We start from the raw sequence: 24,777 nt of genomic DNA, 5'->3' as shown, positions 1-24,777 counted from the left end.
GTGGATCTGCACCGCGCTGTCGGCCGCCGCCCAGGCGATGCGCGCGGCGGTGAGCTTGGCCATGCCGGCCTCCAGGTCACAGCGGCGGCCTTCGTCCTTGGCGGCGGCAGCGAACCAGGCCAGGCGGCGAGCTCCCAAGAGTTCAGCAGCCATCATCGCCAGCTTGTTGGCCACGCGGGGGAAGCGCACCAGCGGCTCGCCGAATTGGCGGCGCTGCAGGGCGTAGTCCAAGGCCAGGTCGAGCGCGTTCTGCGCCACGCCGATCGCCCGCGCCGCAGTCTGGATTCGGGCGCTCTCGAAGGTGGCCATGAGCTGAGCGAACCCCTGGCCCGGGGCGCCGCCGAGCAGATTGGCGTGCGACACCTCGAACCCGTCGAACGCCAGCTCGTATTCCTTCATGCCGCGATAGCCGATCACCCCGATTTCACCACCGGACATGCCGGGCGCTGGGAACGGTTCACGGTCCGACCCGCGCGGCTTCTGGGCCAGGAACATCGAAAGCCCCCGATGATCGCGACTGGCCGGATCGGTGCGGACCAGGAGTGTCATCACATCGGCTCGCGCGGCATGGGTGATCCAGGTCTTGGCGCCATAGATGCGCCAGACCTCGCCGTCCCGCACCGCCCGGGTGCGCAGACTGCCCAGATCAGAGCCGGCCTCGGGTTCGGTGAACACCGCCGTCGGGATGATCGCGCCCGACGAGATGCCGGGAAGAAACCGCGCCTTCTGATCCTCCGTGCCATGACCCAGCACCAGCTCGGCGGCGATCTCGGAACGGGTGCCCAGCGACCCCGCCCCGATCCAGCCCCTAGAAAGCGCCTCGGAGACCACACACATGGCGGTCTTGCCCATACCCGACCCGCCCCAGATCTCCGGCGCTGTCAGCCCGAAGACGCCGAGCGCGCCCAGTTCTTCCAACAGCTGCAGCGGGATCAGTTCGTCGCGTAGATGCCAGCCGTGAGCATAGGGCGTGATGCGCCGCGCCGCGAAACCGGTGAACTGGTCGCGGATCGCTTCAAGCGTTTCATCCAACCCGGACGCCTCCAGCGAGGGCCGCCCCCGCGCGGCCTCAAGCAACTCGACGATCCGCGCCTTCACCGCTTGGGACGCGCCAGCCCGCAGACGGCCCAGCACATGGGACAAACGCTCGGCGGGCGCGAACACATCGTCCGGCCGGAACATCTCGCTCTGGTTCATCGGCAGACCGCCGGCCAACTGGCTCAGGTACTCATGAGCCAGAAGTTGCGCCGGCAGCGCCTCCGCTTCGGTCAACCGCTTCTCGACCTCCAGCGCATGGGCCCAGATGGCAGTCTGGCGGAGGGTCTCGGCATAGGCGGCGACCCAGGCGAGGCCATGGGCCACATGCTGTTCTTCATCCAGACGGGCGCGATCCAGCCGACCCTCAAGTCGCACGCGACCACCGACCGCAGACGCGATCGAGGCGGTCAATGCGCCCGCTTCGTGTGCGGCGGCGTCCAGCAGATCAGTGAGATTGGGCAGGATCAGGCTCATGTCGCCACTATGCCAGACTTGCGTTGCGTCAGGTCACGAGGCTTTGTTCAACGCCAAACTCGGAGACCTCCTCATGCTCGTCGTGCATCACCTCAACGACTCCCGCTCCCAACGAATCTTGTGGCTGCTGGAGGAACTGGGCGCACCTTACGAGATCAAGTTCTACCAGCGCGACGCTGTAACCCGGCTCGCGCCTCCGGAACTCAAGGCGGTCCACCCGCTGGGCAAGTCGCCGGTGGTCACCGACGGAGACCGGGTGGTGAACGAATCCGGCGCCATCGTCGACTATCTGATCCGTCGGCACGGCGGCGGGCGGCTGGCGCCGCCGGTCGGCGGCGACGACTACGAGACCTACAACCAGTGGCTCCACTACGCCGAGGGCTCGGCGATGCTGCCGCTGATGCTGCAGCTCTATACAGGTCGGCTGGGCGAGGCCGCCGCGCCACTCACGCCGCGTATCGAAAGCGAGATCGCCAACCACATGGGCTATGTGGAAGCCGCACTGGCCGGTCGCGACTGGCTGGTCGGCGACGACATCACCGGCGCGGACATCAACCTCAGCTTCGTGGCGGAGATCATGGGCGCCTTCGGACGGCTGGGCGCCTACCCGAACATGGCGGCCTGGAAGACCCGGTTCCAGGCGCGCCCTGCCTATGCGCGGGCGCTTGAGAAGGGCGGCGCCTACGCCTACGCATAGACGACGCTACTCGAACGGTGGGAACTCGTCGTCGAGGCCAAGCACGCCGTCCAGGAAGTCAAACACCGTGGCCTTCAGGGAGGCGTGCGGGATCACCGAGAAGTGGTCGCAGCCCGGCAGGGTGACGCCATGGCCGTGCGGGAACAGCCGTGCGAGGCCGGCAGGGTCGCCCGCGCCCTCATCCCGCGCGCCCGCCACCACCAGAACCGGCATCGGCAGGGCGCCCATAGCCGCGCGATCCAGCGGGGGGTTGTCCGCGCGGGTGAAGGCGGCCAGCGCGGCGCGATCCTCGCCCTGCTCGTCGGCGAACTGCCGGAAGCTTTTCAGGAACGGGTGCGTGATGCTCTCGGGGTCTTCCGCCAGCATCGCCTCGGCCATGGCATCGGGCGGCAACTCCGACCCACGGGGCTCCATCAGCTTCTCGCCGACGCCGCCGAGGATCAGGTTCGAGACCCGGTGGGGCGCGTCGATGGCCATCTGCAACGCCGTACGCGTACCCATGGAGAAGCCGAATACGTCACACCGCCCGACGCCCAGGTGGTCCAGCAGCGCCAGCGCGTCGGCGGCCAGCGCCAGTCGGCCATAGGCGCTGGGATCATGCGGCTTGGCGCTCTCGCCATGGCCCCGCTGATCAAGGGCGATCACGCGCATGCCGCGCCGCTCCATGGCCGTGTACCAGCCGGTTCTCTTCCAGCCCTCGGCTCGGTTGGACGAATAGCCGTGGAGCAAAAGCACAGTGCGCTGTGCGGCCCCGGGCGGGGTGATGTCGTCGTAGGCGAGCTCAACGCCGTTCAATGTCGCTTTGGCCATACCCTAAGCTAGGCTGACCAGGCTCGGCGCGTCTACGCTTCAGCTACGCCAACGAAGGGTCGCCGCATCGACGGGATTGACGAAAGCCCGGCCATCTCTGCGGCTGGCGGCCCACTCCCGCTTCAGCGCCTGATACCATTTCGCCTGGCGGTCAGCGTCGTCGATCCACAAGAGCGTCGGCTCCTGCGCCAGCCCGGCCCCCTGAAGATCGACCATGCGGGCGTCCTGGCGCAGAAAGATGCGGGCGCCCCAGGCGACCAGCGGCTTGAGCATCGCCAACGCCGGATGATCGGACCAGACCAGTTGGATGACCCGCGTGCGGTTCGCATCCAACGGCCAGAGCGCGGTCAGGGCCAGGACCTGCCTGCGGCCCACCTGGATGTGCTCCCAGCGAAACCCCGGAAGCCGGAATGTGATCTCGGTTAGGGGCTCGCCCCCAAGCACAGCGTAGGCGCGGCTGTTCTTCGAGGGCTCATGGCGGACCATCGCGAAGCCCAGCTCGCGCGGCTCGAAGCGTTTCTGCTTGGCGTGGACGCTCGCGCCGGTGCGCCACCACCATTGGCGGTGCACGAACGGTCCGTGGGCCGGGTCCATCAGGCCGATCACGGCGTGGTCGATATGGGCCGCGAAGGTCATTTCATCCCGGAGTCGGACGGGGCCGATCACGCCCGGAAAGCTCGGCGGCGCGTGATCGGGTTCGGAGGCCGGATCCGCGCCGGACCAGACGAACACCATGCCTTGCTGCTCTACGACCGGATAGCGCCGGACCCGAATGCGCCCCGCGTCGAAGTCCTGGTCATCAGTTAGAGATGGGATCGCCCGACAGGCGCCGTCCGCGCCGAACCGCCAGCCGTGATAGGGGCAGGCCAGGGTCTCAGACCCATCCGCCTCGCGATGGAAGCCGCCCGCCGAAAGCGGGGCCGCACGATGGGGGCAGATGTCGCGGAGCGCGAACAGGCCGCCGGAAGGTCCGCGACCCAGCACGAGCGGCTCGCCCATCAGCTCCAGGCGCGACAGCCGCCCAGCGCGCACCTGCGACGACAGGCCGGCGAGGTACCAGGCGTCGGTGACGAAACCCTCGCCGAAGCGCGTGTTGGGGGATTGCGCCAACCTCGTACCCCCCGACGCTAAACCTCGCTGGCGTCGGTGATGATCTTGCCGACAAGGCCGTAGGCTACGGCCTCTTCAGCGCTCATCCAGAAATTCCGCTGGGTGTCCTTGACCACCTTTTCATAGGTCTGGCCGGTTTCCCGCGCGATCATCCGGTTCACGCGCTCCTGCATCTTCACGATTTCCTCGGCCTCGATCTGGATGTCCGAGGCCTGGCCGCGAACGCCGCCGGCCGGCTGGTGCAGCAGGAAGCGCGTATTGGGCAGGCAGAGACGGTTTTCCTTGATCGCGCCCAGGAAGATGCTCGCGCCGGCGCTGGCCACCCAGCCGGTGCCGATCACCTTCACCGGCACGCCGCAGAAGCGGATCATGTCGTGGATCGTGTCGCCGCTTTCCACATGACCGCCGGGCGAATTGATGATGACCCGGATCGGCTTGTCATTCTCCGCGACGAACGCGGAAATCTGGGCGGTGACCCGCTCGGCCAGACGCATGTCAATCTCGCCGAAGATCAGCACCGTGCGGCTCTTGAACAGCGCGTTCTGAACCGGACCCGCGGTCATAGGCATGTCGGGCTTGCGGGCGCCGTCTTCGTCGCCGTCCTCGTCGTCGAGGTAAGAGGTCCACTTCAGCATTGTCTCGGCGCCTTTGGTCGGGAGTTCGGGTTCTGACGCCACGAGTTATGGGGCAATGCCCCATCCGGCAAGCCCAACGCGCGCCTTGACCGCGTGGCGGGGGCGATCAGCGTTCCAAAGAAGCGCATGCTGCGGTCTCGTTACTTCTTGGGCCGGAAGGCCAGCAGGGCGTTGCCGGGCGCCTGTCCGAACATGCCGTAGCCTGACCCGGCCAGGACCAGGCCGTTGACGCCAACGATCGACACGGCGTCGAACGATCCGCCTTTGGCGACGACGCCGTTCAGGGTCTGGAACTCCCTCAGGCTGTCATAACGCCAAAGCTCCAGGCCGGTGCGGGCGTCGATCACGAATAGCCGCCCGTCCAGACTGCCCTGCAGGACGGCGCCGTCAATCACCGTCGGACCGCCGGAGAAGCCGTAGAGTCGTTCGCATAGCGGAGCCGTCTTGTCGCGACCGTTTGCGCAGTCCGGCGTGGCCGCATGTTGCCAGCGGATCTCGCCAGTGCTGGCCTCGACACCGTAGAGGCCGGGGGTCAGCTTAGGGTCTATCGGCGGCCCGCCCGGCAGCGGCCGGCCGATCTGAGCCACAGGCACGATCACCGTGTCGTCGGTGAAGGCGATGCCCCAGTGGATGCCCCCGTTGGGCGCGCCCGTGCCGATGTCGCGCCGCCAGACCACCTTGCCGGTGGCCGGCTCCAGCGCCCAGACCGTGCCCGACTTCTGGCCGGCCAGAAGCAGCTCGCGTCCCGACTTCAGCTTCGCCAGGATCACCGAGGCGCCGAAGTCAACGTCGCGATAGACGGTCTCCTTGACGCAGTTGAGCTGGGTCGGTCGGGGATTGGGTCCGCAGCCGGCGTTGTAGATGTCGTCCGGTGTCGCCTGGTGGCTCCAGACCTCGGCTCCGTCGGAAAGCCGGATGGCGATCAAGGCATTGGTGTTGCGGTGCGCCGGAGGCGAGTTGGCCTCGCCGGTGCCGAAGTAGATCAGCCCGCGCGCCTCATCGACCAGGGGCGAATTCCAGATCGGCGCGCCGGAGGGTCCCAGGAGCGGCTTGCCGTCGCCACGATCGCGGATGGGTTGCGCATCCGGCATGGTGTCGTACCGCCACTGCTGAACGCCGGTCTTGGGGTCCAGAGACAGCACATAGCCGTGGTTGGTGCAGCAGGAGACGCGATTGTCCGCCGCCTGCATGATCTCGAACTGGCTGACCGGCACAATGATCCGATCCTTCAGGACGCGCGGCGTGCCGGTGGTCAGCGAGTAGGAATAGACCCCGACCGTGCGGGTCCACAGTGGTTTGCCGGTCCGTGCGTCCAGCACATGGACTGTCGTGTCGAGGCCGGAGAAAGCGAGAACCGGGGTGCCGTCGGCGATCACCCCGTAGGCCGCGCTGGTCCGCAGCGGCGCGCCGCCCGGCGCATCATAGACCCACTTCACGCAGGGCTGGTCGGGCACGCTGACATCGAAGGCGTAGACCGCCGAGGCCTCCGCCACCGGCAGGAAGACGGTGTTGCCGACCACCGCCGGCTGCGCACGCATCATGGTGTTGTCGGGAAAGCCGATGGCCCAGGCGAGTTCCAGCCTGGCCAGCGCCGCCTTGGAGAGGCCGGTCTGCCGGGCGGTCAAGGTTCGCGTCTGGCGGGCGTCGAAGCCGAAGGTGGCGACCGATGCGGCGGGCCTCACGTCCACCCGAGCGCGCCGGGCGTCGCAGGCCATAGCCTTGCTCCAGGTTTCCTGCACCGCCGTCCGACCGCCGGTCAGGTAGCTGACCAGCTGGGCGCGATCCTCCGCCGAGAGCCCAGCCGCCTGGGCCTGCATCTTGCCCCCGGTCAGGGCGAAGTCGATGACGCGCGGCGCCATGGCAGAGAGCGTGGCGCGCGCAGGCGACTTGGTATCCACCGGGTTGTCGTGGCAGGCGGCGCAAGCGATTCGGTAGATCGCCTGGCCAGGGTGGGGCATCTGCTGGGCGGTCTGGGCCATTGCGGGGCCGGCGAACAACAGTGCGGTCGCGACAAGACCCGCGACGTTTCCAAAACGACCCATCTGCATTGCCCCCCGGCTGCGGCGCTCACAGGCCGCTTCAGCGGAACGATAGGCCATCCGGCCGGCGCGTCCAGCCGCTTGACCGCCTTTGCTTGCCCCCCTTGCTTGACCGGGACGCGCGCGGCATCGCAAATGGCGTCACCCTCAAACAAACGTTCGAAATACGGATCGGGAGACGCGCATGAGCCAGGTTCTGGAAGCCCCCAAGGTGTCGGCCGGCGGCCTGTTCGACCTCACCGGCAAGGTGGCGGTGATCACCGGCTCCTCGCGCGGTATCGGCCGGGCCATCGCTGAGCGCATGGCCCAGCAAGGCGCCAAGGTCGTGATCTCTTCCCGCAAGCCCGGCCCTTGCGAGGAGGTGGCCGCCGGGATCAACGCCGAACGCCCCGGCCACGCCATCGCGGTGCCCGCCAACATCTCATCAAAGGATGATCTTCAGCGGCTGATGGACGAGACCCGCAAGGCCTTCGGCCAGATCGACATCCTGGTCTGCAACGCGGCTTCCAACCCGTTCTACGGCTCCCAGCTCGACATCACCGACGACGCGTTCCGCAAGATCCTCGACAACAACATCGTCGCCAACAACTGGATGATCCAGATGGTCGCGCCGGAGATGCGGGCGCGGAAGGACGGGTCGATCATCATCGTCTCGTCGATCGGCGGCACGCGCGGCTCAACCGTGATCGGCGCCTACTGCATCTCCAAGGCCGCCGACATGCAGCTGGCCCGCAACCTCGCTCAGGAGCTCGGGCCGGACAACATTCGCGTCAACTGCATCGCGCCGGGCCTCGTGAAGACCGACTTCGCGAAGGCGCTGTGGGACACCCCGGCCGGTGAGGCGCGGGCCTCCTCCGGCACGCCGCTGCGGCGCCTTGGCGAACCCGACGACCTGGCCGGCGCCGCGATCTACCTCGCCAGCCGCGCCGGCGCCTGGACCACCGGCCAGACGATCATCGTCGACGGCGGGAGCACCTGCTGAGGCGTGCAATCGACCTAGAGCGGGATCGAAGAGTGCGCCGGGCGCAGCCTAGGAAGCGCTGACGCTGAGCGTTCGCGCCACGCCCAGCCGTTCCGCGCCGCCGTCCAGCACAGCGTCGCCCTTGGCGAAGCAGAGACGCACCACGTGGCGCACGGGCGCCTCTTCATAGAATGCTGAGACAGGGATCGCCGCCACGCCCGCCTCGCGCACGGCCCGCAGGCAGAAGGTTCGGTCATCCAGGTCCACGCCGGAGGCGGCGAGGTCGATGTTCAGGAAGTATGTGCCCTCGCCCGGCAGCACGACGAAGCCTTGCGCCTCCAGCGCCGAGGTCAGCCGCGCCCGACTGCGGGCCAGATCGGCCGGCATGGCGTCGAACCAGTCGGCGGGGTGCTCCAGGCCCCAGGCCACGGCCGCCTGGAGGTTGGGCGGGGTCGTGTAGGTGAGGAACTGATGGGCCCTGAGGATGGCGTGCGTGAGCGCCGGCGCGGCGCACATCCAGCCGACCTTCCAGCCGGTCAATCCGAACATCTTGCCCGCTGAGCCGATCTTGACGCAGCGCTCGCGCATGCCGGGTAGGGCCATCAGCGGGCGGTGACGAACGCCCGGCGCAACCACCTCTTCCCACACCTCATCGCAGACCGCGATCAGATCGTGCGTGACGCAGAGCTCGGCCAGAGCGCCAAGGTCGGCGTCCGACATCACCGCTCCGGTCGGATTCATCGGGTTGTTCAGCACGATCAGGCGCGTGCGCGGCGTGATCTCGCGGCGGATGGCCCCGATATCCAGGCGCCAGTCCGGCGGCGCCAGGTTCACAAAGCGCGGAATCCCGGCGGCCTGGCGGATGACCGGCGCATAAGAATCATAGGCCGGCTGCAGCACGATGACCTCGTCGCCCGGACTGATCAGGCCCAGGAAGGTCGCGGCCAGGGCCTCGGTGGCGCCGGACGTGACGGTGACCTCGCCCACCCAGTCCAGGTCCAGGCCCTGTCGTGCGGCGTAGTGCGCCGCCACCGCCTTCCTCAGTGAGGCCAGGCCTGACATCGGCGGATACTGGTTGTCGCCGTGCAGCACCGCCTCGGCCGCCTTGGCGCGGACGGATTCCGGTCCGGGATCGTCCGGAAAGCCCTGGCCGAGGTTGATGGCGCCGAACTCGGTGGCGAGCTCGCTCATTTCCGAGAAGACTGTGCGCGGCATGGCCGCATAGATCGGGTTGACCATGGCCGGGAGATTGGCTGCAACATCCGGCCATGACCAGCCTAGAGACCCGCTATCAGATCGTCGATCTCGCGCCGGCCCATGCCGAGGCGTTCCGTATGCTCAACGAGGCCTGGATCTCGAAGTACTTCGCGCTGGAACCGAAGGACCAGGCGGTGCTGGGCGACCCGCAAGGCGAGATCATCAACAAGGGCGGGCGGGTGTTCATGGCGATTCAGGATGGCGAACCGGTCGGCTGCGTCGCCCTGATGAAAATGACCGACGGCGGCTTCGAGGTGGCCAAGATGACCGTGTCCGAGACCCTGCGGGGTTCGGGGCTCGGGCGGGCGCTGATGCAACGCTGTATCGACGCCGGCAAAGAGTTGGGAGCCACGCGGCTCTACCTTGAGACCAATTCCGGCCTCGGCCCCGCGCTCGGCCTCTACCGCGCCATGGGCTTCCGCGACCTGCCCCCCGCCGACACGCCCTACATCCGAGCCGACGTGTTCATGGAGCGGCGATACTGAACGCCGCGATCATCGCGCCGCCAGCACCACGCCGAGCAGGATCGCCGCCCAGTGCGCGGCGGCGGCGGCCACAACATGGCCGTGCCAGATGGCGCGGGCGAACTTCAGTTGCTTGTTCACGTAGAACACCACGCCGGTCGAATAGAGTACGCCGCCCGCCACCAGCAGCAGCAGGGCGTACCACGCGATGGCGTCGATCATCGGTTTCAGCGCCACCACCACCAGCCAGCCCAGCGCCAGATAAACCGCCACCCAGAACCGACGGCCGAGGCCCGGCAGGAACAGCTTTCCGAGCGCCCCGAACGCGGCGATCGACCACACCGCCGCCGTCATTCCGATCGCCCAGCCGCCGGTGAGGCTCTGAGTGGTGAAGGGGGTGTAGGAGCCGGCGATCATCAGGAAGATGCCGGCGTGGTCGAGGCGGCGCAGCAGCGGTCTCCGACGCGCCGGGGCGAAGTTATATGCGGTTGAGAACGCCAGCATGGCCAGCAGACCGGCGGCGTAGATGCCCACGCCCACCGCCAACGAGATCGAGCCGGCCCGCACAGCGAGGATCAGCAGCACGATGCCGCCGATCAGGGCCAGGGTCAGTCCAATGACGTGCACCACAAGATCCGCGCACTTGGCGGCGGCGGTGGGATAATGGCGCGGCGGGTGGGTGAGCGTCGTCATGGCGCGAACCTATCCTGACGGCGCGACAACCGTAAGGCTGTGGCGATTTTGCCGCGCCCTGTCATCCCGCCGCGACCCGAGCGGCCTGGACCCGCTCGCGTACGGCGATTACGGCGGGACGGGCCTCCATCCGCGCGCAATGGTCGGCGATGTTCGGATAGTCGGCCATGTCCAAGCCGTCACGGGAGATCCACGTCGCGACCGTGTAGAGGTAGGGATCCCCGTAGCTGTAGGCGTCGCCCAACACCCAGGGCCCAAGGAACAGCTCGCGGTCGATCAGGTCCAAGGCTTCGGCGAAGTTCAACGGCGCCTTGCGCCGCATGTCGGCGATCGCCGCCGGATCATCGGCCCATCGATAGCCCCTATGTCGGTGCGCCGCCGCAGGATGCACCCAAGAGCAAAGGTAGGCCGCGAACGACTCCAGTTGGGCCAAAGCGAAGGCGTCACCCTCGGGCGCCAGGTGCGCCTTAGGAAATGCGCGCGCCACATAGGCCAGGATCGCCGGCGCCTCGGTGATCACGCCACGGTCCGTGACCAGCGCCGGCACGCGGGATTTCGGGTTCACCGCCAGAAAGTCCGGCGCCCGCTGGGCGTTGTCGGCGAAACTCAGGCGCTTGGCCTCATAGGCCGCGCCGGCCTCTTCCAGGGCGATCTCGCAGGCGAGCCCGATGGTGCCCCAGGCGGTGTAGAGCGTCAGCATGGGCCGACCCTCGCCGCTGCCGGGCCGGTGTGCAAGACCGCCGAGGGAACTTGACGCTGATCCGTCGCCGCTTAGGGGTCGGGCGGGGTGGAGGGGATCGCGTGACCAGACAGGCTTCAGCAGCCGCCGGAAGGCCGCCCGCGCGCCTGCGGTCGATCCTGGCCGGGTCGGCGGGCAATCTGGTCGAGAGCTTCGACTGGTTCGTCTACGCCGCGTTCGGACTCTATTTCGCCAAGGTGTTCTTCCCGGAGGGCGACCGCACCACCCAGCTCTTGAACGCAGCCGCTGTGTTCGGCGTGGGATTTCTGGCTCGCCCCGTAGGCGCGTGGATGATGGGGCTTTATGGCGACAGGGTCGGGCGCAAGGCGGCCATGGTCGCCTCGGTCAGCCTGATGTGCTTCGGCTCACTGTTGATCGCGATCTGCCCGGGCGCGGACCAGATCGGCCTCGCCGCGCCTGCCGTCCTGGTCTTCGCGCGCATCCTCCAGGGGATCAGCATGGGCGGGGAGTACGGCGCCAGCGCCACCTATCTGTCGGAGATGGCGCAGCGCCATCAGCGGGGGTTCTGGTCGGGGATATTCTATTCCACCCTGATCGCGGGGCAGCTGGCGGCCATGCTGGTGCTGCTGGCGCTCACCAACCTGCTGTCGCCGGAAGACATGCAGGCTTGGGGATGGCGCGTGCCGTTCTTCATCGGCGGCGGTTTGGCGCTGGCGGTCTTCTGGCTCCGGCGCGGGATGGACGAGACGCCGTCGTTTCACGCCCGGACCGGTCCGCGCGCAAGCACCTGGGGGCTGATCGCCAGCCATCCGCGCGAAAGCCTGACGGTCATTGGCCTGACCGCCGGCGGCACGCTCGGCTACTACACCTACACGACCTACATTCAGAAGTTCCTGGTCAACACCTCGGGTTTCTCCAAGGATCAGGCGAACCTCATCGTCGCCGGCGGTCTGCTGGTCTTCATGCTGGTCAACCCATTGATCGGCGCGCTTTCGGATCGTGTCGGTCGCCGCGCCATCCTGATCATGTTCGGCGTGATGGGCGCGACCCTGACCTGGCCGATCCTCTCGACGCTCGCCGCGACCCGCGATGTCCTGCCGGCCTTTGCGCTGGTCACCGCATCGCTGGTGATGATGGCCTGCTATTCCTCAGTGAACGCCGTGGTGAAGGCTGAATTGTTCCCCACCGCCACGCGGGCGCTTGGCGTGGCGCTGCCCTACTCCTTGGCCAATGCGGCGTTCGGCGGCTCGGCGGAGTATGTGGCGCTGACCTTCAAGCAGGCCGGTAACGAAACCTGGTTTTTCACCTATGTTTCGCTGATCATCGCGGCGTCGCTGGTCGTCTATCTGCTGATGCCCGACACCCGGCGGCATAGCCGCATCGCCGAGGACTGAGCATGGCCGACCTGTTGCAGGAGCTTGCGGACCTGGTCGACGCCCGCGCCCGGGCTAGAGGCGATAGACCGGGCGCCTGCCTCGTGGGCCTGGCCGGCGGAGTCGCCGCAGGCAAGAGCACGCTAGCCCGCCAGCTCGCCGCGGCCCTGCCCGCCCGGGTCGAGGTCGTGGCTACCGACGGCTTCCTGAAGTCCAACGCCGAACTTGAGGCCGCCGGCCTGTCGGCCCGCAAGGGCTTCCCGGAGAGCTACGACTGGCCGGTGCTGCACGGGTTCCTGGCCGACCTCGCCGAGGGGCGACCGGCGGCGAGCCCTGTCTACTCTCACGTCACCTACGATATCGCGCCAGAGGAGACGCTCGTCGTGCCGCCCGCCGATATTGTGATCGTCGAAGGGATCAACACGCTTCAGACCCCCGAGGCGCGCGCCCGCTATGATCTCTCGGTCTATCTCGACGCGGATCCCGACCATGTCCGGGCCTGGTTCGAGGCCCGACTGGAGAGTATCGCCGCCTCCGAACCCGACAGCTTCATCGCCCGCGTTGGCGACGCCGAGCGGCGGCGCCTGGTGATCGACCATGCCTGGCGCGAGATCAATCTGGTCAACCTGCGCGACCACATAGCCCCCACCGCCGCTTTCGCCGACGTGGTGGCGCGCAAAGGCTCCGACCACATCCTGGTGGCGGTCGAACGGCGCTGATCGACCCTGCCCTTGCGGTATGGCCATACGCGCCCCCACATAGGATCATGTTCGATTGGAATGACCTCAAGGCGTTCCTGGCGGTCGCCCGGGGGGGCTCCACACTGGCGGCCTCGCGCGCATTGGGCGTCAACCAGACCACCGTCGCCCGCCGCATCGAAGCGCTGGAACAGGCGCTCGGCCTCAAGCTGTTCGAGCGCGGCCAGACCGGCAGCCGCCTTACCGACGCCGGGGAGGCGCTGATCCCCGACGCCGAGGCGGTGGAGCGCGCGGCGATCCGCTTCGCCAATCAGGTCTCAGGTCAACTGCGCGGCGCGACCGGCGCGTTGCGGCTCACCACAAATGAACTGGTGGCCAACACCATGGTGATCCCGGCGCTCGGCGAGTTTCGCAAACTCAATCCCTCGGTCCAGGTCGACCTTGTGGTCACCGACCGCACCCTCGACATTCAGAACGGCGAGGCGGATCTAGCGATCCGAACCTCCCAGGCGCTGGCGCCTTCGGACCTTGTGGCCCGCAAGATCGTCGACCACGACCTGGCGCTCTATTGCAGTCGGGATTACGCCGCGCGGCGGGGAGTCCCGGCAAGCCTGCACGAACTCAAGGACCACGACCTCATCGACATGGCCATGGAGACCGGCGAAGTCGCCGCCGCCAGCTGGATGATGCGCCATGCGGGCGGCGTGACCCCGATCACGCGCTCCAACAGCATGGGCAGCCTGGTCCAGGCCGTCCGCGCCGGTCTTGGCATCGGAGCCATCCCCTGCACGATCGCGGACCCCGACCCGCACTTCATCCGCTGTTCTGAGCCGATCACCGAGGCGCGCGCCACCTCGTGGATCGTCACCCGGCGGGAACTCAAGGATACGCCGCGCGTACGCGCCTTCATCGATTTCATGGCCCCCTACCTGCAGCAGGAGATTCGCCGACTGCAGGAAATCGGTCGCCAGCGGTTGGAGGAAGAAGCGATGCGGATCACCTCATTCCCGGCCAAGTCCGCGAGCTGAACTCACCTCAGTGCGGTGCGGGTGGGGATGACAGCCCCCTGCTGATCGGCCAAAACCCCCACAAACTAGAGGGAGAGCCTTCCGTGGCCGAAGACTTCGACATGCCCAAGGGCGGACTGATGGCCGGCAAGCGCGGCGTGGTGACCGGTGTCGCCAATCACCAGTCCATCGCCTGGGGCATCGCCAGCCAGCTCGCCGCCCAGGGCGCGGAGATGGCCTTCCTGCACCTGCCGGGCATGGAGCGCCGCGTGCAACCGCTGGCCGAGAGCCTGGGCGTCAAGGTGGTTGCGCCGGTCGACGTCACCGACGATGCGGCCATGGATCAGGCGTTTGAAACCGTCGCTCAGGCGTTCGGAACCATCGATTTCTTCGTCCACGCCATCGCATTCGCCAACAAGGACGAGCTCAAGGGCAGCTTCGTCGAGAACACCACCCGAGACGGGTTCCTGCGGGCGATGAACATCTCCGCCTTCAGCTTTGTGGACTGCGCCCGGCGCGCCGCGGCGCTTATGCCCGAGACTGGCGGCTCGATCCTGACGCTCACCTACATGGGCTCCGAGCGGGCGATCCCGAACTACAACACCATGGGCGTCGCCAAGGCGGCGCTTGAGGCGGCGGTGCGCTACGCCGCCCGCGACCTGGGCCCCAAGGGCATCCGGGTGAATGCGCTCTCGCCCGGCGCCATGAAGACGCTGTCCCTGGCCGGGATCTCCGGCGGACGCGGCATGCTGGCCAAGGGCCGCTCGCTCTCGGCCATGAAAGAGGACACCTCGATGGAGGGTGTCGGCGGCGCCGCGCTGTGGCTGTTGTCCGACCTCGGGCGCTCCACAACCGGCGAGTGCGTGCATGTGGATGCCGGCTTCCACATCATGGGCTTCTCCGACGACGACGAGGCCTGAAACGGACGGCCTCGCCATCAGTGGGCCGAGCACGTTTGAGTCTAGTCGGCGTAGGCCCGAAGGAAGCGCCGCGCCGCTTCGGTGACGATTGCGTCGACCGTCGAGGGGCTCAGCTCGGGATTGACCCCCAACAACGCGGCGGTCTGGTAGGAACCGGCCACCATTCCGGCAAAGAACTCCGCCGCCTGGGCCGGATCGGGACAGGCCAGCCGCCCCGCCTCTGTTTCTCGCGCCAGAAACATCGCCAGTCGGCCCCGGCTGGCGCGCGGTCCGGCCTGGAAGATCGCCGCGCCGAGTTCTGGAGTCTCCGCGGACCCAGCCATGGCCATGCGCATAAACGCGGTCGCCGTCGGAGTGAGCAATGCGCTGAGCATCACCCGGCCATAACCGATCAGCGCAGCCTCGGGATGCTCGGCCGCTTCAGCCTCTTCCAGAGGCGCGACGATCTCATGCACGCGGCGGGCGGTCAGCGCACGCAGCAACTCGGCCTTCGAGCCGTAGTGATTGTAGACTGTTTGCTTGGAAACACCGGCCCGACGGGCGATCGCCTCTACCGGCGCGCTTAGGCCGCGTTCGACAAGCACCGCCACAGCGGCGTCGAGGATCGCCTCGTTCTTCGACAGGTCGATCTGTCCCGTAAGCCTTGGCATCAGTCGGGCTCCGGACGCTCAGGTTCAGGCGCGATGGCCGGGGCCCGCAGCCCGGCGGGCGTCGCGAGGAACCCGATAACCGCCGCCAGCAGGCTGCCTGCGGCCACCACGGCGAAGGCGTCGATATAACCCAGCACAGCAGCGTCTCGCTGGATCATGAAACCGATCATCTTGCGCGCCGCTCCACCGGGATCACTGGCCCCCATCACCTCCATCCGCTGGGTCATCTCGCCGAGAAAGGCCTGCGCCAGGGCGCCGCTCGCTGACACGCCGGAGGCCAGCGCCTGAGCGTGAACCGCGGTCGACTGGAACAGCACCGTCGACATGATGGAGATGCCGAACGCCCCGCCGATATTGCGGATCAGATTCAGCAGACTGGAAGCGTCCTTCATCAGCGCCGGCGACATGGTGGCGACACACATCTGCGACGCCGCAATCATGGCGACCATAGCGCCCAGCCCCCGCGCCACTTGCATGGCGCAGAACTCCCAGAATCCCCACTGGTCGGTGAGATAAACGCCCTGCCACATGCCCCAGGCGGTCAGCGCCATGCCAAGCCCGAGTGAAACGCGGAAGTCGAACGCGCGGACGATCCGACCGAGAAAGGGACCGCTCAGGAACATCACGAGGCCCGAGACCAGCATCACGTTGCCGATCTCCCCGGCCGAGTACTGCCGGACATGACCAAGGTAGAGCGGCAATAGGAACGTACCGCCGTAGAGCGCCGCGCCGGAGATGAACGAGATGATGATTCCCAGGCTGAAATTGCGGTCGCGGAACGGGGTTAGAACGACGATCGGCTGTCTGTAGGAAAGTTGTCGCCAGACAAAGAAACCGCCCCCGACCAGGGTGACCACGCTAGCCCACAGCACCACATCGTCCCGCAGCCAGCTGTTCTCCGCCCCTTCCTCCAGAACATAGAGCATGGAGACCAGGAACACGGTCATCAGTCCCAGGCCCAACCAGTCCACGTTCTTACCGACGGCGGGATCCGGCTTGTCGAAATCGAGGTAGCGACCGACCAGGTAGAGGACGAGCAGCCCAGGCGGGACGTTGATAAAGAACAGCCACCTCCATCCGAGCGAGTCGACGATATGGCCGCCGAGGGTCGGGCCAATGGTCGGCGCGAGCGTCACGATCATACTGACGATCACATTGGCGGAGAGGCGCCGCTCCGGCGGAAAGGCGGTCATGGCTATGGCGAAGGTCGCCGGAATCATGGCTCCGGCCGCCAGACCCTGGAATCCGCGCGCCAGCAACATAGCCTCCAGATTCGCGGCCAGCCCTACCGCAATGGAGGTGAGGATGAACGCCAGGGTGGCGAACATGTAAAACGGGCGGACACCCCATCGCTTCGACAGGTAGGCGCTGATCGGAATTCCGATGACCTCGGTCACCAGATAGATGCTTTGGATCGCGCCGATCTCGTCGGCTGAGGCGCTTATGCCCGCCTGCACTTCGGTCAGGGCCGAGGCCACGATCTGGATGTCCAGCAGCGCCATGAACTGGCCGCCCGCCAGCCCCGCGAAGCCCAGATAGACCCTGCGCCAGTTCACGGCGCTGCCATCGGCGCCCAGATAGGCGGGCTGGAAGGCGGCGGGGGCTATGGCCGCAGCGTTGGACATGGTCGCTTAGCGCGCCTGCGACTCGCCGGCCAAGCGAGCCGGCGCGCGGCTTGCCTCGGCGAAGCTCGGCCCGGTGTCGCCGCTGACATCGACCTTCACATCCACCGAGAGCCCGGGCCTCAAACCGCCGGACAAGGCCTGACCGGGCTGGATGGCGATCTTCACCGGCAGGCGCTGGGCGATCTTGGTGAAGTTGCCGACGGCGTTCTCCACCGGGATCAGGGCGAACTCGGCGCCTGTGGCGGGCGAGAAACTCTCGACCCGACCGCGGATGGATTCGCCTCCGAATGCGTCGGCGCGGATGGTCACCGGCTGGCCAAGGCGCAGGCGGGCGACCTGGGTCTCCTTGAAATTGGCGATCACATAGGCCTCGCCTAGCGGCACAATGGTCATCATCACCGTGCCCGGCCGCACATACTGGCCCACACGGACGCCGCGGTTTCCGACCACCCCGGACGCCGGCGCACGGATTTCAGTGCGCGACAGGTCCAGCCGCATCTGATCCACAGCGGCCCGGGCGGCGCGCGCCTGGGCAAGGCTCTGGTCGCGCGCCGACCCCAGCGATGCGGCCGCCCGCCGCTCGGCCTCCAGTGCGGCGTCGGCTTGGGCCACGTCGGCCGCCGCGCGGTCGGCCGCCGCGCCTGCGCTTTGAGCCCGCTGGGCGGGAACCACGCCGGAAGCCACCAAAGCGCCATAGCGGTCGCGCTCGGCTTCCGCGAACCGGGCCTGAGCCCGGGCGCTGGCGAGACCGGCCGCCCGCTGGGCGATCATCGCCTGTCCGAGGCGGGCGCGGTCGTCGACCTGAGCCACAGCCGCCTCAAGAGCCGCGGCGTTGGCTTCGGCCTGGGCCAGCTGGGTCCGAAGGGTCGCCGGATCGATCCGCGCCAGCAGCTGGCCGGTATGGACCGGGGTGTTGTCGTCAACCAGCACCTCAGTGACATAGCCTTCGACCAGCGGGCCCACCGGAGCGTTGTCGGCCTGGACAAAGGCGTTATCAGTGCTCTCGAAACGTTGCCGGTCGATCCACCAGAACGCCACGCCGACCCCGACCCCCAGGGTCACGAGGACCACCGAGGCAATGGGGAGCCAACGATCTTTCAGGGTCTTGAGCATGGTGGCGACGCACTCGTGAAGACTGGACTCAGCAGTCCAACTTGAGCTTTGCGCGCGCGGCGACGCAGGCCAAGCGAAATCTGGACGCGCGGGTCCAGATTTAAGCCCGACTGGACGTCAAAGGGTGTTCCATGGCCTATCCCCACCGATGACTCCGGACCAACCTGACGTAATCATCGCCGGCGCCGGCGTGGCTGGGGCGACGCTGGCGCTCGCTTTGGCGCGGGCCGGACTGTCGCCCGTTCTGGTCGACCCCCAACCGTTCGAACGCCAGCTGGCGCCCGACTTCGACGGCCGCGCCTGGGCGATCGCCTATGCCTGTTTCCGCCAGTGGCGCGCGTTGGGCCTCGCCGATGCGCTGGAGCCACACGCCCAGCGCATCGAGCAGATCCTGGTCACCGACGGTCGCGCGCCGGGTGCGGCCTCCGGGGGGCAGAGCCCGTTCTACCTGCGCTTCGACAGTGACGAGATCGCCGACCGCACCGAAGGCGAACCCCTGGGATACCTGCTGGAAAACCGCCACGTGCGCGCGGCCCTGGCCGAAGCGCTGGCGGCGGCGGGCGTACCGGTGATGGCGCCGGCGCGGGTCGCCAGTGTCGCCTTCGAGGCGCGCGCGGCTCGGGTGAGGCTCGCGGACGGTCGCGAGCTTCGAGCGCCGCTGGTCGTAGGCGCCGAGGGCCGCAATTCGGTGGTGCGTGACGCGGCCGGCATCGGCGTAGTGGGCTGGGACTACCGCCAGACCGGCGTGGTCGCCACAGTGCGCATGGCCCTCGCGCACGAGGGCGTGGCGCACGAGCACTTCCTGCCCGGCGGGCCCTTCGCCATCCTGCCGCTGACCGGCAACCGCGCCAGCCTGGTCTGGACAGAGAGCCTGGCGCGCGGCGCCGCCCTGGCTGGCGCCTCGCCGCAAATGTTTCAGGCGCATCTCGAACGCCGGTTCGGCGACTTTCTGGGCGACGTTTCCGTCGAAGGGCCCGTGTTCACCTATCCGCTGAGCCTGCGCGTAGCCGAACGGCTGACCGCGCCGCGCGCCGCCCTGCTAGGTGACGCCGCCCACGGCGTTCACCCCATCGCAGGACAGGGCCTGAACCTGGGCCTCAAGGCCGCCGCCGCGCTGGCTGAGGTGATCGTCGACGCCCGCCGCAACGGCGAGGACATCGGGGCCGAGACCACGCTGGAGCGCTACGCCGCCTGGCGGCGGTTCGACACCCAGGCCCTGGCGGTCGGCATGGACGCCTTCGTCCACCTGTTCTCCAATGACAATCCGCTGCTCCGGCTGGCGCGGGGCGCGGGGATGGCCATCGTCAATCGCATCGGGCCGGCGCGCCGGGCGTTCATGCATGAAGCCGGCGGCGCCGTCGGTGACCTGCCGCGCCTGCTGCGTGGTGAAGCCCTGTAGGCCTACTCGCCCTCGCCGAGTTCGCGAGCTTCCTCTGGCAGCATGATCGGGACGCCGTCGCGGATCGGGTAGGCCAGCCGCGCGCCTTTGCTGATCAACTCGGCCGCGCCACGGTCATAGGTCAGCGGCCCACGGGTCACCGGGCAGACCAGGATCTCCAGCAGACGGGGATCGACCTCGACGGGGGTATCGCTCATGGCCGTCGGTCTACTGGAGTTGCGGCCGTTCGTCATCCGGATCGGCGACATCGATCTCCAGAAGCGTTGTCAGCACCTCGAACCGGGCCGCGAGATCGGGGGCCTCCAGGAACGCCTGCTTCTCGGCCGGCGCGAAGGCCAGTCCCATGCAGAGACTGTTGACCAGCGATTCCAGCGGCGCGTCCTGTGCGGTCTCCCAGTCTATGTCGAGCTCGCGGCGGTTGAGGTAGCGCTTCAGCGCCGCGCCAAACCGGGCGCGTTCCTCGTCGTCGGCCTCCACTTCCTGGTCATCCGCCAGGTCGCCCTCGAAGCGATCGTAGCGGGCGCGCAGCTGGCGGTAGGGCAGGCGCAGGTCCAGCTCTTCTCCCGCCTCGAAGCGGCAGACGCCGGTCAGCGTGATCAGATACCGACCGTCGGAGGTCTCGGCGTAGCTGGTGATCCGACCCAGGCAGCCTACGACCGCCAACCGGGGCCGCTCGCGCGAGCCGCCGCGGGTCTGGATCATGCCGATCACCCGGTCGCCGGCCATGACGTCATCGACCATGTTGAGATAGCGCGGCTCGAAGATCTGCAGCGGCAACTCGCCGCCAGGCAGCAGCAGCGCCCCATCCAGCGGAAACACCGGGATCAGCTGCGGCAGGTCGCCGATCTGTCGGTAGGCGCTCACCAACCTAGCTGAACAGAATGGCCGACAGCTTGCGCCGGCCCTGCTTGGTGACATCCGACATCAGTCCGGCGGCCTCGAAGACGGTGAGCAGCTGCTTGCGCGCGGCCTGCTCATTCCACTCCCGGTCCCGGCCGATGCTCTCGATCAGAGCGTCCACCGCCTCATGCATCCGACCGGCGCCCGCCAGCGCCCTGGCCAGTTCGAGCCGCGCCTCATGATCGTCCGGATCGGCGGCGATGCGGGCCTCGAAGGCGGCGGTTTCGGAAGGCGCCTCGGCGGCCAGCGCCAGGGCGGCGCGCACGCCGTCGATCTCCGCGTCGCGCGCGCCCTCCGGCGCCATGGCCAGGACGTCGGCGGCGCGTTCAAGGTCGCCCGCCTGCTGATAGAGACGCGCGAGGCCGCCAATGGCCTTGAGGTTGTCGGGCTCGATCTGAAGCACCTGGGCGAAAGCCTGGGCCGCGCCCCCGAGGTCGCCGAGGTCCAGGGACTCCCTGGCCATGCCGAGCAGGTCGTCGACCGGCGACCCCCCCGGGGCCATCTTGGCCAGCTTGTCGACGAAGGCCTTCACCTGGCTGTCGGGAAGGGCGCCCATGAAGCCGTCCACCGGCCGGCCGTCGACAAAGGCGAACACCGCCGGGATGGACTGCACCCGCAGCTGGCCGGCATAGGCCGGGTTGCGGTCGATATCGACCTTGACCAGCTTGACCTTGCCCTTGGCCGCCGCAACGGCCTTTTCCAGCGACGGCCCCAGCGTCCGGCACGGACCGCACCAGGTGGCCCAAAAGTCGACGATCACCGGCGTGGTCTTCGAGGCCTCGACCACATCGGCCATGAACGACTGGTCCGTGGCGTCCTTGATCAGATCCGCCAGATCGGCCGCGTTCGCCGTCTTCGCATTCGTTGTCTGAGTGGACCCGATAAGCGTCATGGCCCGAATTCCTCTTCCCCGTCGCGCACCTGTCGCGGCAGCCAACATGGTCTCGCGCGGCGGCCGCCGCAACGAGGGAGCCCTATTCCACAACCTGCATGGCGACGAAATCCACCACGATGGGTCTGACGCCCAGGGATTCCAGAAAGCGGCGGAAGTCCAGCCGGCTGACGGTCGTCGTCGCGGTGTTGACCAGCGGATGGAAATTCACCGCCACCGCCTCGGCCAGGGTTCGGTCCAGCACGAACCGGACGCGCCGGTCGCGGTCGTTGACCAGTGCGAACGCGGTGACCGAGCCCGGCGTCACGCCCAGCACCTCGGCCATCAGCTCCGCCCGACCGAACGAGAGCCGCGCCGAGCCGATCACCGTATGCAGCCGCTTGAGGTCGATCCGCGCACGGTCTTCGGCGGAGATCAGCCAGAGCTGATCCTTCGCATCCTTCAGGAACAGGTTCTTGCTGTGGGCGCCCGGGATCGCCGCCTTGATCTCCGGGCCCTCGTCGACCGTGAATACGGGCGGGTGGTCATACGTGGTCGCCGCCACGCCGATCTTGGCCAGATAGGCCAGAAGCTGTTCACGCCCCATCATGCGGCGAGGCCATAGCGCCTTCCGGCTCCCGACGCGACGCCAACGCGGGGTTGCAGGTTCCCCTGAGGGGCGAGTCCGCTTCGCCCCCATGGGAGGACGTGTTAAGGAAAGTTAAGCGCGCGTCCATGCGGCCCGATGTCAGGGGAAATAGTTACATGAAGATGCGCCTTCTGGCGGCGACCGCCGCCGCGACGATGGCTTTCGCAGCGACCAGCGCGAACGCCGCAATCGTCGTCTCAGCCGCCGTCGCGAACCAGCTCTACACCACCAACGTGGGCCAGATTCTCGATGACTTCGACTCCATCGATAGCCCGTACACCAGCTTCACGGGCAACGTCGTCGGACCGTTCACGGAAAATGGCGATGGCGATTTCGACGTGAGCACAACCGCGCCGCCGCCGTACACCGGTCCCGGCTCGCTCACATCCTGCTGCCAGGGCGGCAACCCCTAAGAAAGCGACCCCACGCGCTACGCCTCTGTCCAGGGCGGCGGCACGTCGACCTATGCGGCGCTCGGCGGTCGGTATTTCCGGTCCTTCAATTTCTACATGGGCTCGCCGGACAGCTACAATAAGCTGACGTTCAACCTCGTCGGCGGCGGCTCGCAGGTGTTCCAAGGTGACGCCATCTGGGGCGGCAATGGCGTTGTCGGCAACGGCGATCGCACCAAGGGCTTCCGCGTCTATTATGACTTCAACGGCGCGAAGGTTTCCTCGATCACCTTCCAGTCGGGCTCAAACGCGTTCGAGTTCGACGGTCTGGCCGGTGTCGTTCCCGAGCCCGGCACCTGGGCGCTGATGATCATGGGCTTCGGCGGCGCCGGCGCGATGATCCGTCGCCGTCGGGCCGCGCTCGCCGCCTGATCCGGCGCGACGCAGCTACGCTCTGATCACCCCGGTCGCCGCAAGGCGGCCGGGGTTTTCGTTGCCCGGCGGTCGGGCGCGCCCTATGCCTCGGGAGAAGCGAACTCCCCGCGCGAGGGCCCGATGGAACTGGAATGCTTTCCCACCACCGAGCGGCCGCCGGAGCTGGTGCCCGGGCGCCAGGACCGGGCCTGGATGGACGCGTTCACCGCACGCCACCCCTACCGCTGCCTGCCGCTCAACATGGCCAATTCGTCGGGCTGGGAGCTGCTCTCGCCGGTGGCCTTCACCGCCGAGTGGAACGGCGGACCGATGCAGGCCGACATCACCCTGCGGGCCGACACGCCCAACCCGGACTTCCACCGCCTCGCCACCAGCCATTTCAGCCACGGCGTGCTGACGATGCACCCGGGCTATCTGTTCCGCACCCCGCCCGGCTGGTCGATGTGGGTGATGGGCCCGCCCAATCACGCCAAGGACGGCATCCAGCCCCTGGCCGGCGTGGTCGAGACCGACTGGCTGCCGTTCCCGTTCACCATGAACTGGCTGTTCACCCGGCCGGGGCGCATACGCTTCGAAAAGGGCGAACCCTTCTGTTTCATCACGTTGCTGCAGGACAAGACCCTGCACGAGATTCAGCCGGTGATCCGTCGCATGGACGCCGACCCCGAACTTCGTCACCAGTACGACGTGTGGGAAAAACACCGCAGCGAGTTCAACCAGCGTATCTTCCGCGGCGACCCAGAGGCCACCAAGGCCGCTTGGCAGCGCTACTATTTCAAAGGCGAGTTTCCCGAGGAGATCGACGCGCCCAACCCGGAAGGGCACGTCAACAAGCGACGCCTGAAGGCCCCGCGCTATCGCTGAACCCGGCGCCCCGGACAGCCGCTTGCGTCCCGCGCGGGCCTCTGCCATAAGGCCGCCTCTCGCATTTGGGGGCGACCATCACCCCCTCGGAGCGCGGGCGTAGCTCAGGGGTAGAGCACAACCTTGCCAAGGTTGGGGTCGGGCGTTCGAATCGCCTCGCCCGCTCCATTGCAGAGAATATCGGACAGCACGAGGACGACCGGCGACGCCGGCAGGCCGGCGATCCCGCGCCGGTCCGGCGCGGGCCCCGGAGACATCAGTACTGCCGGACCGGGCCCCGGCCCATGATCCGGACGCTTTCGGCCAGGGCGTCGAGCCGGGCGTGGATGGTGGCCTGGTCCCGCGGGCGCAGCTGGCCGCCCCGGTTGCGCAGGTTGCGTTCGTCGCGCTGGATCGAGGCCAGGGTTCGGAGCGCGCGATTTCCTTCGTTCCGGGTGAGGCTGCCGTCGCTCAGACCGCTGCGGATGCGGGTGTCCAGCCAGGCTTCGTGGGATGCGATATCACGCCCCCTCCAACCCCCGCCGGGGTTCTCGCCGTTGTCGACGCTGACCCAACGGCCGCGTGCGTCATAATAGCCATAGACCGGACCCGGCCTCCACCGGCCCTGGTCGTAGTATCCAGGCTGCATGTCCGTAACCTGGGCGGGACGACCTGGGATCCAGCGGCCACGTTCGTCGTAGCGGCCTTTGGCGGGACCGGCGATCCAGCGCCCCCGGCTGTCGTAGTGGCCGCTGGCGGCTGCGGCGACCCAGCGACCTTCGGCGGAGTAGTAGCCATTCGCCGAGGCTGGGATCCAGCGACCGCTGCGATCGCGGTATCCGCCCGCAGTGGCGTCCTCGGTCAGTTGGACCCAGTCGCCGTCTCGATTGTAGTGGCCGGCCGGCGCACCTTCGACCCAGGCGCCCTGGCGGTCGAAATAGCCGCGGGCGTTCTCGCGGCGGACGCTGGTGGCGTGCCAGGCGCCGGAGTTGTCGTAGTAGCCGTAGGCGTGGGCGCAGTCGGC

The 24,777-nt window shown here is 67.8% G+C and carries 26 protein-coding genes, 1 tRNA gene and 1 pseudogene; 12 read left to right on the top strand and 16 right to left on the bottom strand.

Going from position 1 to position 24,777, the window contains the following annotated elements; translation table 11 throughout:
- The coding region (locus ACIQ3R_RS03655; RefSeq protein ID WP_397415224.1) for an acyl-CoA dehydrogenase family protein at positions 1 to 1,512 on the bottom strand (1,512 nt) is incomplete at its 3' end.
- 73 nt (positions 1,513 to 1,585) lie between these two features.
- Between ACIQ3R_RS03655 and ACIQ3R_RS03650 the strand changes: the two genes are divergently transcribed.
- The gene (locus ACIQ3R_RS03650; RefSeq protein ID WP_397415222.1) at positions 1,586 to 2,209 is read left to right on the top strand and encodes a glutathione S-transferase family protein; all 624 of its coding nucleotides are present in this window, start codon (positions 1,586 to 1,588) and stop codon (positions 2,207 to 2,209) included.
- 6 nt (positions 2,210 to 2,215) lie between these two features.
- Here ACIQ3R_RS03650 and ACIQ3R_RS03645 read toward each other — a convergent pair whose 3' ends face one another.
- The 4 genes from ACIQ3R_RS03645 to ACIQ3R_RS03630 form a co-directional block, all read right to left on the bottom strand.
- Entirely contained in the window at positions 2,216 to 3,019 is an 804-nt protein-coding gene (locus ACIQ3R_RS03645; protein ID WP_397415217.1) for an alpha/beta fold hydrolase, read from the bottom strand.
- Positions 3,020 to 3,058: 39 nt separating this feature from the next.
- Entirely contained in the window at positions 3,059 to 4,129 is a 1,071-nt protein-coding gene (locus ACIQ3R_RS03640; protein ID WP_397415215.1) for a Rieske 2Fe-2S domain-containing protein, read from the bottom strand.
- 17 nt (positions 4,130 to 4,146) lie between these two features.
- The gene (locus tag ACIQ3R_RS03635; protein ID WP_397415213.1) at positions 4,147 to 4,764 is read right to left on the bottom strand and encodes an ATP-dependent Clp protease proteolytic subunit; all 618 of its coding nucleotides are present in this window, start codon (positions 4,762 to 4,764) and stop codon (positions 4,147 to 4,149) included.
- A gap of 140 nt (positions 4,765 to 4,904) precedes the next feature.
- Positions 4,905 to 6,863: a PQQ-binding-like beta-propeller repeat protein gene (locus ACIQ3R_RS03630; RefSeq protein WP_397415210.1), complete on the bottom strand. Its 1,959-nt coding sequence runs from the start codon at positions 6,861 to 6,863 to the stop codon at positions 4,905 to 4,907.
- A gap of 124 nt (positions 6,864 to 6,987) precedes the next feature.
- Here ACIQ3R_RS03630 and ACIQ3R_RS03625 point away from each other — a divergent pair, with 124 nt between their 5' ends.
- Positions 6,988 to 7,785: an SDR family oxidoreductase gene (locus ACIQ3R_RS03625; protein WP_397415207.1), complete on the top strand. Its 798-nt coding sequence runs from the start codon at positions 6,988 to 6,990 to the stop codon at positions 7,783 to 7,785.
- A gap of 48 nt (positions 7,786 to 7,833) precedes the next feature.
- On the opposite strand, the gene ACIQ3R_RS03620 is transcribed toward ACIQ3R_RS03625, so the two are convergent.
- Entirely contained in the window at positions 7,834 to 9,003 is a 1,170-nt protein-coding gene (locus ACIQ3R_RS03620) for an aminotransferase (protein ID WP_397415206.1), read from the bottom strand.
- Positions 9,004 to 9,032: 29 nt separating this feature from the next.
- Between ACIQ3R_RS03620 and ACIQ3R_RS03615 the strand changes: the two genes are divergently transcribed.
- Complete coding sequence (locus ACIQ3R_RS03615; RefSeq protein WP_397415204.1) at positions 9,033 to 9,506, top strand: GNAT family N-acetyltransferase; 474 nt, start codon at positions 9,033 to 9,035, stop codon at positions 9,504 to 9,506.
- Between the two features lie 9 nt (positions 9,507 to 9,515).
- Here ACIQ3R_RS03615 and ACIQ3R_RS03610 read toward each other — a convergent pair whose 3' ends face one another.
- Positions 9,516 to 10,178 carry a hemolysin III family protein gene (locus ACIQ3R_RS03610; RefSeq protein ID WP_397415202.1) on the bottom strand — a complete coding sequence of 221 codons (663 nt, stop codon included), beginning with the start codon at positions 10,176 to 10,178 and terminating at the stop codon, positions 9,516 to 9,518.
- A 61-nt stretch (positions 10,179 to 10,239) separates the two neighbouring features.
- Entirely contained in the window at positions 10,240 to 10,878 is a 639-nt protein-coding gene (locus tag ACIQ3R_RS03605) for a glutathione S-transferase family protein (RefSeq protein ID WP_397415200.1), read from the bottom strand.
- A 101-nt stretch (positions 10,879 to 10,979) separates the two neighbouring features.
- On the opposite strand from ACIQ3R_RS03605, the gene ACIQ3R_RS03600 reads away from it, so the two are divergent.
- From ACIQ3R_RS03600 to ACIQ3R_RS03585, 4 genes are all read left to right on the top strand, one after another.
- Positions 10,980 to 12,272, top strand: coding sequence for an MFS transporter (locus ACIQ3R_RS03600; RefSeq protein WP_397415197.1), 1,293 nt, complete (start codon positions 10,980 to 10,982; stop codon positions 12,270 to 12,272).
- Between the two features lie 2 nt (positions 12,273 to 12,274).
- Positions 12,275 to 12,970: a hypothetical protein gene (locus tag ACIQ3R_RS03595; RefSeq protein WP_397415194.1), complete on the top strand. Its 696-nt coding sequence runs from the start codon at positions 12,275 to 12,277 to the stop codon at positions 12,968 to 12,970.
- 47 nt (positions 12,971 to 13,017) lie between these two features.
- Positions 13,018 to 13,977 carry a LysR family transcriptional regulator gene (locus ACIQ3R_RS03590; RefSeq protein WP_397415191.1) on the top strand — a complete coding sequence of 320 codons (960 nt, stop codon included), beginning with the start codon at positions 13,018 to 13,020 and terminating at the stop codon, positions 13,975 to 13,977.
- A 101-nt stretch (positions 13,978 to 14,078) separates the two neighbouring features.
- Positions 14,079 to 14,876 carry an enoyl-ACP reductase gene (locus ACIQ3R_RS03585; protein ID WP_397415226.1) on the top strand — a complete coding sequence of 266 codons (798 nt, stop codon included), beginning with the start codon at positions 14,079 to 14,081 and terminating at the stop codon, positions 14,874 to 14,876.
- Between the two features lie 41 nt (positions 14,877 to 14,917).
- Here ACIQ3R_RS03585 and ACIQ3R_RS03580 read toward each other — a convergent pair whose 3' ends face one another.
- The 3 genes from ACIQ3R_RS03580 to ACIQ3R_RS03570 are packed head-to-tail and all read right to left on the bottom strand — an operon-like array spanning position 14,918 to position 18,264.
- Positions 14,918 to 15,526 carry a TetR/AcrR family transcriptional regulator gene (locus tag ACIQ3R_RS03580; RefSeq protein WP_397415189.1) on the bottom strand — a complete coding sequence of 203 codons (609 nt, stop codon included), beginning with the start codon at positions 15,524 to 15,526 and terminating at the stop codon, positions 14,918 to 14,920.
- The gene (locus ACIQ3R_RS03575) at positions 15,526 to 17,151 is read right to left on the bottom strand and encodes a DHA2 family efflux MFS transporter permease subunit (RefSeq protein WP_397415186.1); all 1,626 of its coding nucleotides are present in this window, start codon (positions 17,149 to 17,151) and stop codon (positions 15,526 to 15,528) included. The genes ACIQ3R_RS03580 and ACIQ3R_RS03575 overlap by 1 nt, the downstream gene beginning before the upstream one ends.
- A gap of 6 nt (positions 17,152 to 17,157) precedes the next feature.
- Positions 17,158 to 18,264 carry an HlyD family secretion protein gene (locus tag ACIQ3R_RS03570; RefSeq protein WP_397415184.1) on the bottom strand — a complete coding sequence of 369 codons (1,107 nt, stop codon included), beginning with the start codon at positions 18,262 to 18,264 and terminating at the stop codon, positions 17,158 to 17,160.
- A gap of 148 nt (positions 18,265 to 18,412) precedes the next feature.
- Here ACIQ3R_RS03570 and ACIQ3R_RS03565 point away from each other — a divergent pair, with 148 nt between their 5' ends.
- Entirely contained in the window at positions 18,413 to 19,663 is a 1,251-nt protein-coding gene (locus ACIQ3R_RS03565; RefSeq protein WP_397415181.1) for an FAD-dependent monooxygenase, read from the top strand.
- Positions 19,664 to 19,665: 2 nt separating this feature from the next.
- On the opposite strand, the gene ACIQ3R_RS03560 is transcribed toward ACIQ3R_RS03565, so the two are convergent.
- From ACIQ3R_RS03560 to ACIQ3R_RS03545, 4 genes are all read right to left on the bottom strand, one after another.
- Positions 19,666 to 19,860 (bottom strand): Trm112 family protein, encoded by a 195-nt coding sequence (locus ACIQ3R_RS03560; protein WP_397415179.1) that lies wholly within the window; start codon positions 19,858 to 19,860, stop codon positions 19,666 to 19,668.
- A 10-nt stretch (positions 19,861 to 19,870) separates the two neighbouring features.
- The gene (locus ACIQ3R_RS03555) at positions 19,871 to 20,530 is read right to left on the bottom strand and encodes an LON peptidase substrate-binding domain-containing protein (protein ID WP_397415177.1); all 660 of its coding nucleotides are present in this window, start codon (positions 20,528 to 20,530) and stop codon (positions 19,871 to 19,873) included.
- A gap of 1 nt (position 20,531) precedes the next feature.
- On the bottom strand, positions 20,532 to 21,455 hold the full coding sequence (locus tag ACIQ3R_RS03550; protein WP_397415176.1) for a tetratricopeptide repeat protein: 924 nt from the start codon (positions 21,453 to 21,455) through the stop codon (positions 20,532 to 20,534).
- Between the two features lie 82 nt (positions 21,456 to 21,537).
- Entirely contained in the window at positions 21,538 to 22,044 is a 507-nt protein-coding gene (locus ACIQ3R_RS03545; RefSeq protein WP_397415174.1) for a prolyl-tRNA synthetase associated domain-containing protein, read from the bottom strand.
- Between the two features lie 155 nt (positions 22,045 to 22,199).
- On the opposite strand from ACIQ3R_RS03545, the gene ACIQ3R_RS03540 reads away from it, so the two are divergent.
- From ACIQ3R_RS03540 to ACIQ3R_RS03525, 4 genes and pseudogenes are all read left to right on the top strand, one after another.
- Positions 22,200 to 22,496 carry a hypothetical protein gene (locus tag ACIQ3R_RS03540; RefSeq protein ID WP_397415172.1) on the top strand — a complete coding sequence of 99 codons (297 nt, stop codon included), beginning with the start codon at positions 22,200 to 22,202 and terminating at the stop codon, positions 22,494 to 22,496.
- 312 nt (positions 22,497 to 22,808) lie between these two features.
- Positions 22,809 to 22,907, top strand: a pseudogene (locus tag ACIQ3R_RS03535) (PEPxxWA-CTERM sorting domain-containing protein); the annotation flags it as partial.
- 123 nt (positions 22,908 to 23,030) lie between these two features.
- Positions 23,031 to 23,774 carry a DUF6065 family protein gene (locus tag ACIQ3R_RS03530; protein ID WP_397415170.1) on the top strand — a complete coding sequence of 248 codons (744 nt, stop codon included), beginning with the start codon at positions 23,031 to 23,033 and terminating at the stop codon, positions 23,772 to 23,774.
- Positions 23,775 to 23,867: 93 nt separating this feature from the next.
- Positions 23,868 to 23,942, top strand: a tRNA-Gly gene (locus tag ACIQ3R_RS03525).
- Positions 23,943 to 24,030: 88 nt separating this feature from the next.
- Here ACIQ3R_RS03525 and ACIQ3R_RS03520 read toward each other — a convergent pair.
- Positions 24,031 to 24,777 (bottom strand): hypothetical protein (locus ACIQ3R_RS03520; protein WP_397415168.1); only part of this gene is annotated, 747 nt, incomplete at its 5' end.

Source organism: Phenylobacterium sp. (assembly GCF_044371015.1).
GTDB lineage: Bacteria > Pseudomonadota > Alphaproteobacteria > Caulobacterales > Caulobacteraceae > Phenylobacterium.
This window is presented reverse-complemented; position numbering and strand designations above follow the sequence as displayed.